Genomic DNA, 9589 nt, shown 5'->3' with positions numbered 1-9589 from the left:
GCCGAGCCGTCGGTGCCCACCACGTGCTCCGCGTGCCTGGCGCGGGCGGCGGCCGACGCGCCCCGGGCGGAGAGCAGGCCGAGCGCCCTGCGGTGGGCGGGCAGCAGGAAGGAGGGGACGGCGCGTTCGTGGGCCACATGCCCGAGCACGCCGTGGCGGAAGGCGAACCGCCCGCCCGAGGCGAGCGGGCGCACCAGGTCGCCGCGGGTGAGCTCGGCGAGCGCGTCGAGGGTCCGGTCCAGGCCGAGCCCGGAGACCACGGCGACGTCCTCGGGGCGGAACGGGTCGCCGAGCACGGCCGCCGCGCCGAGCGTCATGCGGGTGCCGTCGGCCAGCTCGTCGAGCTCGGCGGTCAGCGTCGCCGCCTCGCGGAGCAGGGCGTCGCGGTCGGTGCCCGCGCGGGCGGGCCAGCTCTCCGGCTGCCATCCAGCCGCCGCGAGGATGCGCAGGTAGCGCGGGTTGCCGGCGCATGCCTCGTGCAACTGCTCCGCATAGTGGCGGGCGTCGAGCCGTTGGTACGGGCTCAGCCCTGGGGAGCCCTGATCCGGGCCGGGCACGGCAGGCGCGCCGCCCGCCTTGCGCAGCCCGTCGAGCACGGATGCCACCGCGTCGGGGGCCAGCGGCCCCGGCTGGAGGCGGACCACCGTGCCCGTCTGCGCTCCGTGGTCGAGCGCTTCGAGCAGCAGCGGCCGGGTCTGGCGTGGCCGGTGCGCCAACGCGAGCACGAACGGGCCGGGCACGGGGGTGCGGACGAGCTGGGCGGCCAGGGCCTCCGACTCCTCGTCGCACCACTGGACGTCGTCCAGGATCAGCACGCCGCCACCGCCCGCCGCCCACTCCGCGAGCAGGGTCCGCACCGCACGGCCCATTCGGAAGCGAGGGTGCGCGTCGACGGTCCCGGAGAACCGGTCGTCGCCGAGGACGCCGTCTCCCGCGGCCTCCATGCCCGGCCGGTCGCCCCAGGCGTCTCGGAACACCTGGTAAGGCACGCGGCGGCCAGGTGCGTGCTGGCGGGCGTCCCGCAGGGCATGGGCGCGCGCGACCCGGACGTCCGCCCGGCCGGCCAGCGCCGTCAGGACTCCCAGCAGGCTCGTCTTGCCTATTCCTGGGTCTCCGGCGATCTCGACCACCGTGCCGCGCCCAGCGGCGAGGGCCGTCATCACGTCCTCGAGCCGCGTGATCTCCCGGTCTCGCCCGACAAGCCGCTCCCGCGGTGGCACTGTGACCACGTATGCCCTCCCGGCCGCGTCCGTCGTCTCGAATCGGGCCAAGCATAGATCGGACAGGCGACATTCCCCGAGGGTCCCTGGTCTCGCCCCCGCCGGGCCAGCGGGCACACGACGGGCGGAGGCGGCCGGACAACTACGTACCCCACTACGCAGTTTTGCTGATGCCCGCGGACCCGGCCCGTGGGAGAGTCTTCCCCCCATTCCATTCCGAGGTGAAACAGAACATGAACAACAGTGGTACGTCCCCATATGCCCAGGGCGAACCGGGCCGTCACTCGATGCCCGCCGGGTCGTCGTCTCCGTACGGGCCGCCGCAGCAGTCCCCCCACGACTCGGGCGCCCTCCCCCCGCTCGCCGAGTGGTGGCAGCGACTGGTCGCCCGCATCATCGACGGGGTGATCCTGGGCATCGTCTACGCCGTGCTCAGCGCGGTCCTGACGGCCGTTCTCGTCAGCGCCGACGGGAGCGGCGTCTTCCTGGTGTCCCTGCTGGTGGCGGTCCTGGGCGCGGCGGCGTATTTCGGCTACGAGGTCTTCATGCTCCGCAACGGCGGGCAGACGGTGGGCAAGAAGGTGCTGGGCCTGCGCGTGGTGCCGGTGGGCGGGCACCCCGCCGCCGCCCCGCTGTCCTCCGACGCCGTCGTCAAGCGCGCGGGCGTGCTGTGGGGGCCGTTCGCGCTCAGCTTCATCCCGGTCGTCGGGTTCGTCGCCTACCTCGCGTACGTGGTGAACGTGCTCTGGCAGTTCTGGGACAAGCCGCTGCACCAGTGCCTGCACGACAAGGTGGCCGGCACCGTCGTCATCAGGGTGAAGTAGCCGCCGCCCGTCAGCGAGCCGTCAGAGGGAGCTGCCCGCGCTGAGCAGGTCGTCCAGCCCGATGCGGCGGAAGAAGTCGGCCCTGATGCGGTCGGCGACCACGGAGACGACCTCGCTGCCGTCGCGGCTGGGGTCAACGTGGGTGCGCAGCGGCCGGGCGCCGGGAGGCATGTCCACCAGGCGGGCGACGGCCGCGGCGACGTCGGCCGCGTCGGCCTCCGGCGGGACGAGCTCGGCCAGCCTGTCGCCGAGGCCGTCCAGCAGGGCGCCGTAGCGCTCCTCGTAGGCGGCGGCGCGGGCGGCGTCGGACGGGGCGCCGGAGTTGGTGAAGTGGTTGGTGCCGGAGGTGAAGGCGCCGGGCACGACGATCGCCGTGTCGATGCCGAAGCGGACCAGTTCGCCGGCGTAGCTGACGGCCAGCGCGTCCATGGCCGCCTTGGCGGCGAAGTACGGCCCGACGAACGGCGGGGCTCCGCCGCGGGTGCTGGTGCTGCCGATCCACACCAGCAGCCCGCTGCCCTGCCGGCGCAGGTGGGGCAGCGCGGCCCGGTTGACGCGCTGCGTGCCGAGGACGTTGACGTCGTACTGCTGGGCCAGTTCCTCAGGCGCGAACGCCTCCGAGGGCCCGAGGACCATGTGGCCGGCGTTGTGCACGATGACGTCGAGCCGGCCGTGCGCGCCGAGGACGCGGGCGACCGCCGCGTCGGCCGACTCCTGCGAGGTGACGTCCAGCTCCACGGGGTGCAGGGCGAGGCCGTTGTCCTCGGCGTGGCGCAGCGCCTCGGCCGCGGCGGCGGCGTTGCGGGTCGCGGTCTGGCGCATGCCCGCGTACACGGTGTGCCCCGCGCCGGCCAGGGCGCGGACGGTGAGCGCGCCGAAGCCGCTGGAGGCTCCTGTCACGAGGACGACCTTGGGATCGCCGGATGGCATCGCTGATCTCCTTTCGGTGGTGCGGGGGGGCGGTACGGAGCCGGTGGGGCTCAGATGATGCCGCCGTTGGCGCGGACGACCTGGCCGTTGACCCAGTGCCCCGCCGGTGAGGCGAGGAAGGCGACGACGTCGGCGATGTCCTTCGGGGTGCCGAGCCGTTCCAGCGGGGGCTGGGCGGCCAGGCGGGCGATGGTCTCCTCGTCCTTGCCCTCCAGGAACAGGTCGGTCGCGGTGGGGCCGGGGGCGACGGCGTTCACGGTGACGTCGCGCCCGCGCAGCTCGCGGGCGAGGATGAGCGTCAGCGCCTCCACCGCGCCCTTGCTCGCGCTGTAGGCGCCGTACGTGGGCACGGCCAGTCCGACGATGGACGTGGAGAAGGTGACGAGCGCGCCGCCGCGGCGCAGGCGGCGGGCGGCCTGCTGGGCGACGACGAAGGTGCCGCGGATGTTGGTGCGGTGCAGCGTGTCGAGGTCGGCCAGGTCGAGGTCGGCGACGGAGGCCAGCAGCAGCCGGCCTGCGGCGTGGGCCACGACGTCGACACCGCCGAACTCCGACTCGGCGGTGTCGAACAGCGCGGCGACGGCCCGCTCGTCGGCGACGTCGGCGCGTACGGCGATCGCGCGCCCGCCCGAGGAGACGATCTCCTTGACGGCGCTCTCGGCCTCGTCCTGGTTCGCGGCGTAGCCGATGACCACGGCGAACCCGTCGGCGGCCAGCCGTCGTGCCGTCTCGCGGCCGATGCCGCGCGAGCCACCGGTGACGATCGCGACCCTTGGGTCCGTGGAGGATCGCCGGGTCGCTTCGGACGTGCCCGGCGTGTGCGTGGTGGACATGATGACTCCCTGGAACTGGGAAAGACGCTGATCCGGCCCGGGGGCGGGCTTGCGCTCCCCGCCGGTCACCTCCCACCCTGCGGCCGTGACAGGGGGGTAGCCAGGGCTGGGCTCACCCTGGGGTTGCCGTCCCCTGGCTGGTGAGGGCGGTCTGGGCGACACTGGAAGGGTGAACCTCGCAGAACTGGGCGCGTTCCTGAAGTCGCGCCGCGACCGGGTCCGGCCCACCGATGTCGGCCTGCGGACCGGCTCGCGCCGCCGGGTGCCCGGCCTGCGGCGGGAGGAGGTCGCCCAGCTGGCCGGGCTGTCGGCGGACTACTACACCGAGCTGGAACGCGGGCGCGGCGCCCAGCCGTCCGCGCAGGTTCTGGCCGCGCTCGCCCGGGCACTACGCCTGGACAGGGACGAGAGGGACCACCTGTTCCACCTCGCCGAGCGGCCGGTGCCCCCGGGGTCGCGCGGGCCGCAGGCGCACGTCCAGCCGGCGCTGCTCGCCCTGCTGGACCGGCTGTCCTCGACTCCCGCGCTGATCATCACCGACCTGCACGAGCCTCTCGCGCAGAACGCGCTGGCCACCGCGCTGCTGGGTGAGCCGCCGAGCGGACGCGGCCCGCAGGCCAGCCTGGCGTATCGGTGGTTCACCGACCCGTCCGCGCGGGAGATCTATCCGGCCTCCGACCACCCGTACCACTCACACCTGTTCGTCGCCGACCTGCGAGCCGTCGCGGCCCGGCGCGGCGACGACAGGGAGGTGACCAGGATGGTGGCGGAGCTGCGGCGCCGCAGCCCGGAGTTCGCCGCTCTGTGGGACACCCACGACGTCGCCCTGCGCCGCACCGGCCGCAAGCGCATCGCGCATCCGGCCCTCGGCGTCATGGAGCTCGACTGCCACAACATGTTCAGCGAGGACGGGCGCCAGCGCCTGCTGTACTTCACCGCACCGCCCGGCAGCCCCGCCACCGGGCAGCTGGAGCTGCTGTCCGTCGTCGGCACGCAGGACATGACCGGCGAGCCCCGCCCGCTGTCGCGGACGGGGCGGGACCGGTGACACAGGTGGCCTACCAGCCGATGGCGATGGTCAGGCGAGTGGGCGGCTGGGAGTTGGGCAGGATCTTGACGGTGCTCTGGTCGTTGATGTCGTCATAGGCGAAGCCGTACGCGCGGCGGTCGATGCCGATGGTGTGGAAGAAGCCCGCGTAGTCGTTCTTGGCCACCCCGGCCGGGTAGTAGCCCGAGGGGCTGCCCCACCAGGCCGACGGGTTGAGCGCGACGCCCCGGTTGAAGGCCGCGCAGAACTCGGCGCCGAGCTCGAGTTCGACCGTGTGCATGCCCGGCGAGGCGAGCGCGCCCGAGCACTCCACCACGTCCTTGGTGGTCGGCTTCCCGAGCGAGTACGGCCCGGCGCCGTTCCTGGTGAACTGGAGCCGGCCGGAGACGACCCTGCCGGTGAAGGTGACGTGCAGCCGGTTGAGCGTGAACTGGTTGGCCGTGTAGTGGTTCCACACCTGGTCGATGACGCCCTGCAGGTGGCCGGCGGAGGCGCCTCCCGGCTTGAAGAGCGGTGAGGAGCGCGGGGCGATGATGCGGTAGGGGTTGACGAGGGGTCTGAACGGCGCGCCGACCGCGGTGGCGTAGCGGGAGCGGACCTGGTCCCGGGTGAGGGTGATGCCGACGGTCTGGTCGTAGCCGATCGCGGTCTGCTGCAGCCTGGCCGTCATTGGGAAGCCGAACATGTCGACCTGCGTGGTGTTGCCGCCGAAGGGGATGACCCCGTTCCAGAAGGTGAACTCGTACCAGTCGAAGTACACGTCCTGGTTGGGGTCGCTGGGGTTCTGCAGGTCGGGGCCGCCCCACCCGCGGTTGTCCGGCGAGATCGGGAAGTAGACGGGCGAGCCCAGCGAGAGGTAGATCCGGGCCCCTTCGAGCCTTGGGGGCATCTGCACGGTCCCGGCCTGGGCGATGGTGAACGACATGTTGGCGAAGTTGCGGCCGTTCTTGGTGAGGTGGCCGGGAGCGGTCTCCTCCGCCTTGTCGATGTGCCGGAGGGTGCCGTCGGGCCTGAGGTAGTGCCACTCCCCCGGCACGGGCATGCCGAGCACCGTCACGTAGATCTGGCTGGACGGCCAGCGGCCGCCCGTGTTGTTGACGAACGTGACGGGGAACTGGCCCGGCGCGGCACCCGCATGGGCCTGGCCGGGGGCGGTGAGGAACGCGGCGAGTAAGGCGATCAGTGGCAGCAGCAGCTTGGGTGGACGCATGACGACCTTCCAGGGAGCGCAGAGTTGGGGGGTGAGAGAGAGCGCTCTCTTGATCTGGAAGCTTGGGAGGAATTCCGGCACATGTCAATCCCTGGTTTCCAGGTTCTCACTCTGCCGAATGCTCGAAGTGCGAGCTTGGAGAGCGCTCTCTAACAGCGACCGTCAAGTCCCGCTCGCGCCCCCGGAGCAGGCTGTACGGCGGTAACTCGTGCGCGGCCCCTCAGCCCTGGTAGGGGGTGGCGAGCCTGGCGTCGCGCAGCACCCTGCTCCACCACCCGAGCTGGTCGAGCAGCGCCTTGGCCGCGCCGTTCGGCCCCTCGGGGTCCACCGGCCGGCCGTCGCCGTCGAACCGCTCCCAGTGCCGGTCGAAGCTGATCGAGTTGCGGACCGTGACGGCGTGCAGCTCGGCGAAGATTTGCCGCAGGTGCTCGATCGCCCGCACCCCACCGCCGTAGCCGCCGTAGGAGATGAGAGCGACGGGCTTGGCCTGCCACTGGGTGTAGTGCCAGTCGATCGCGTTCTTGAGCGAGGCCGGGTAGCTGTGGTTGTACTCCGGCGTCACCACCACGAACGCGTCCGCTCGCGCCAGCCGCCCCGCGAGGCTCCGGAGCTCCTCGGAACGCCCCTCCACGGCGGCCAGTTCCTCGGGCGAGGCGGGCAGCGTGGCCGGCATCGGCGTGTCCGCCAGGTCGATGGCGTCGAGGTCGAACAGCCCGTGCTCGGCGGCCTGCTCGGTGAACCACTTCGTGACCGTCGGACCGAAGCGTCCTTCGCGGACGCTTCCTGTGATCACGGCCAGTGTCATGTTCGTCATGGGTCCCAACCTGCCGCCGGCCATGGGAGACAGGGAGGCCGGGCTGAGACTGGCGCTGGCGGGGCCACGATAGGCGCCGGCGCTCCCCGTACACTCGGGGCCGTGAGCGACAACGCGCTGGGAGCCTTCCTCCGCGCCCGCCGTGAGGCGGTCAAACCGGCCGACGTCGGGCTGCCCGACGGGCCGCGGCGGCGCACGCCCGGGCTCCGCAGGTCCGAGCTGGCCACCGTGGCCGGGGTCAGCGTCGAATACCTGACCAGGCTGGAGCAGGGACGCGACCGCAACCCGTCCATGCAGGTGCTCGGCACCCTCGCCAGCGCGCTGCGCATGACCCCCGATGAGCGCACCCACCTGCGCTACCTGGCCAAGGCGTCCAACGGCAGCCTGGCGCTGTGCCCCGGCGTCGGACGGGAGCTGGCCCGCACCGTGCGCCCCACCGTGCGCGCGCTGCTCGACCGGCTCGACCCCGCCCCTGCCGTGCTGCTCAACCGGCTGGGCGACGTGCTCGCCCGCACCAGCGGCTACGAGCGGCTCTTCGGGCCTGTCGGGCTGCTGGACGGTGATCCGCCCAACGTGATCCGGTTCACGTTCGTCGACGCCCGGGCCAGGGCCGCCTTCCCCGAGTGGGACCGCGTGGCCGACGAGCACGTCGCGGCGCTCAAGCTCGAAGCCGCCCAAGACCACGTGTACGCGCCCGAGCTCATCTCCGAGCTGGCGTTCGCGGCCGGCGAGTCGTTCACCACGCGACTCGCGGCGCCGCCCAACCCGGCTCGCATGGCGCCGGTGGAGCGGCTCGCCCACCCGGAGGCCGGTGACCTGCGACTGTCGCGCGAGCCGCTCGACCTGTCCGACGGGGAGCAGCGGATCGTCGTCTACCTGCCGGCCGACGCCGCCACCTCGGCCGCACTCGACCGCCTCACAGGCCGCCTCCCCGGCGCCCTCCGCGTCGTACTCAACGGCTGACCGCCCACAGGGCGGGCGGATCCGCTGGTGAGGCGCGTACTGGATGGTCATCCGGCCCGTACGGTTGAAAGTGGTCAGCTTGTGAGCTGGTGAATGGGGGGTCGCCGAACGGACCGTACCTGAATGACCATGAATGTGATCATCATTGGCGCGGGGCCGGCCGGGCTCTCCACCGCGATGCTGCTCGCCGCGCGCGGCCACCGGATCACCGTACTGGAACGCGACCCCGCCGGGCCGCCCTCGACCGGCGAGGCCGCGTGGGAGGTCTGGGAGCGGCCGGGAGTGGGCCAGTTCCTGCTCCCACACGTGATCCTGCCCCGCGGGCTGGCCCTGCTGGAATCGGAGCTGCCCGAGGTGGTGGAGCAGCTGACCAAGGCGGGCGCCAGGCGGCACCGCATGATCGAAAAGGCGCTGACCCTGCCCGCCACCGGCGGCCCGCGACCGGGTGACGAGCGTTACGAGACCGTGGCAGTCCGCCGTCCGGTCCTGGAGCACGCGCTGGCCACCGTCGCCGCCCGCACTCCCGGCATCGCCGTACGGCGGGGCGAGACCGTGACCCGGCTCCTGCCCGGGGCAGATCACCTGCTCGGCGTGCCACACATCGTCGGCGTGCGGACCCGCGACGGCCAGGTGCTGCACGCCGACCTCGTCGTGGACGCGAGCGGCCGCCACTCGCAGATCGCCAAGCGGCTCGCCGACCTCGGGCCGGTGCACAACAACGAAGATCGGGCCGAGGCCGGGTTCGTCTACTACGCCAGGCACTTCCGGGACAGCGGCAACGGGCTTCCGGAGGCCGTGCACTGGCCGCTCATCCATCAGGAGACCCTCACCGCGGGCACTCTGCCCGGCGACAACAGCACCTGGTCCCTCATCCTCGTGGCCTCCAGCCGTGACCGCGAGCTGCGCGTCCTGCGCGACGTGGACGCCTGGGACCGTGCGATCGAGCTGTTCCCCGAATTCTCGCACTGGGCGCGGCACGGCGAGCCGCTCACCGGCGTGCAGGTCATGTCGAACGGCCAGGCCAGGCGGCACGACCTGGTCACGGACGGGCGGCCCGCGGTGACGGGCCTGCTGGCGGTGGGCGACGCCTGGGCGACCACGACCCCCACGTTCGGGTTCGGCCTGACGATGGGCATGATGCAGGCCGCCCTGCTGCGGGACGCGATCGACACCGCGACCGCGTCGGATCCCGTCACGCCGGCCCTGGCCTACGCCGCGTCACTGGAGAGCACCGCGGCGCCCTTCTACCAGGCGCTGCGCGACTGGGAGGCCCACCGGCTCGCGGAGATCGACGCGCACATCAAGGGCGAGCGGTACGAGACTGACGACCCCGCCTGGCACATCATCAGAGCGCTGGACGCCGCCAAGCTCTCCCACCCCGACCTGGTACGGGCCTACGCGGAGATGGGCTCGGTGCTGGCGCCTCCCGACCAGATCCTGGCCCGGCCGGGGCTCGCCGAGCTGATCCTGACCCAGGGCGCCGAGGCGGCCCGCTACCCCGAACCCGGCCTCTTCCGTCGCCGGTTGCTGTCCGCCATCACATGACACTTCGGGACATGGAACGGGAGAGTGCTCGGCCATGTCGCCGAAACGGCCGAAGGCGGCCTCCGGGGGGAGGCCGCCTTCGGTGACCGGTTGCGGCAGGCCGCTCCGGCCAGGCTCCGTCGTCCCGGTCAGCGGGTGTCGCGGGCGGCGCGGCGGATGAGGTCGGTGACGGCCTCGGGCTGGGAGACCGAGATGGCGTGTG

The 9589-nt window shown here is 72.8% G+C and carries 9 protein-coding genes; 4 read left to right on the top strand and 5 right to left on the bottom strand.

The features are described 5' to 3' along the window. On the bottom strand, nucleotides 1-1229 hold a 1229-nt coding region (locus tag DQW85_RS33070), incomplete at its 3' end, for an AAA family ATPase (RefSeq protein WP_162795568.1). A gap of 224 nt (nucleotides 1230-1453) precedes the next feature. On the opposite strand from DQW85_RS33070, the gene DQW85_RS33065 reads away from it, so the two are divergent. Beyond that, a complete protein-coding gene (locus DQW85_RS33065; protein ID WP_162795567.1) occupies nucleotides 1454-2044 on the top strand; it encodes an RDD family protein in 591 nt (196 codons plus the stop codon). A 21-nt stretch (nucleotides 2045-2065) separates the two neighbouring features. Here the strand turns inward: DQW85_RS33065 and DQW85_RS33060 are convergent, their stop codons facing one another. Both DQW85_RS33060 and DQW85_RS33055 read right to left on the bottom strand, forming a co-directional pair. After that, complete coding sequence (locus tag DQW85_RS33060; protein WP_113703703.1) at nucleotides 2066-2974, bottom strand: SDR family NAD(P)-dependent oxidoreductase; 909 nt, start codon at nucleotides 2972-2974, stop codon at nucleotides 2066-2068. A gap of 50 nt (nucleotides 2975-3024) precedes the next feature. Further along, on the bottom strand, nucleotides 3025-3807 hold the full coding sequence (locus DQW85_RS33055; protein WP_113703702.1) for an SDR family oxidoreductase: 783 nt from the start codon (nucleotides 3805-3807) through the stop codon (nucleotides 3025-3027). Nucleotides 3808-3976: 169 nt separating this feature from the next. Here DQW85_RS33055 and DQW85_RS33050 point away from each other — a divergent pair, with 169 nt between their 5' ends. Then, a complete protein-coding gene (locus tag DQW85_RS33050) occupies nucleotides 3977-4855 on the top strand; it encodes a helix-turn-helix domain-containing protein (protein WP_113703701.1) in 879 nt (292 codons plus the stop codon). Nucleotides 4856-4865: 10 nt separating this feature from the next. On the opposite strand, the gene DQW85_RS33045 is transcribed toward DQW85_RS33050, so the two are convergent. Then, nucleotides 4866-6065, bottom strand: a complete 1200-nt coding sequence (locus tag DQW85_RS33045; protein ID WP_113703700.1) for a glycoside hydrolase family 64 protein — start codon at nucleotides 6063-6065, stop codon at nucleotides 4866-4868. A gap of 220 nt (nucleotides 6066-6285) precedes the next feature. Further along, the gene (locus DQW85_RS33040) at nucleotides 6286-6879 is read right to left on the bottom strand and encodes an NADPH-dependent FMN reductase (protein WP_113703699.1); all 594 of its coding nucleotides are present in this window, start codon (nucleotides 6877-6879) and stop codon (nucleotides 6286-6288) included. Between the two features lie 102 nt (nucleotides 6880-6981). On the opposite strand from DQW85_RS33040, the gene DQW85_RS33035 reads away from it, so the two are divergent. Both DQW85_RS33035 and DQW85_RS33030 read left to right on the top strand, forming a co-directional pair. Further along, nucleotides 6982-7842, top strand: coding sequence for a helix-turn-helix domain-containing protein (locus tag DQW85_RS33035; protein WP_113703698.1), 861 nt, complete (start codon nucleotides 6982-6984; stop codon nucleotides 7840-7842). A gap of 123 nt (nucleotides 7843-7965) precedes the next feature. Then, nucleotides 7966-9387, top strand: a complete 1422-nt coding sequence (locus DQW85_RS33030) for an FAD-dependent oxidoreductase (protein ID WP_113703697.1) — start codon at nucleotides 7966-7968, stop codon at nucleotides 9385-9387. The last annotated feature ends 202 nt before the right edge of the window (nucleotides 9388-9589 follow it).

The organism is Nonomuraea lactucae (assembly GCF_003313395.1).
In the GTDB taxonomy this organism is placed as follows: Bacteria; Actinomycetota; Actinomycetes; order Streptosporangiales; family Streptosporangiaceae; genus Nonomuraea; species Nonomuraea lactucae.
This window is presented reverse-complemented; position numbering and strand designations above follow the sequence as displayed.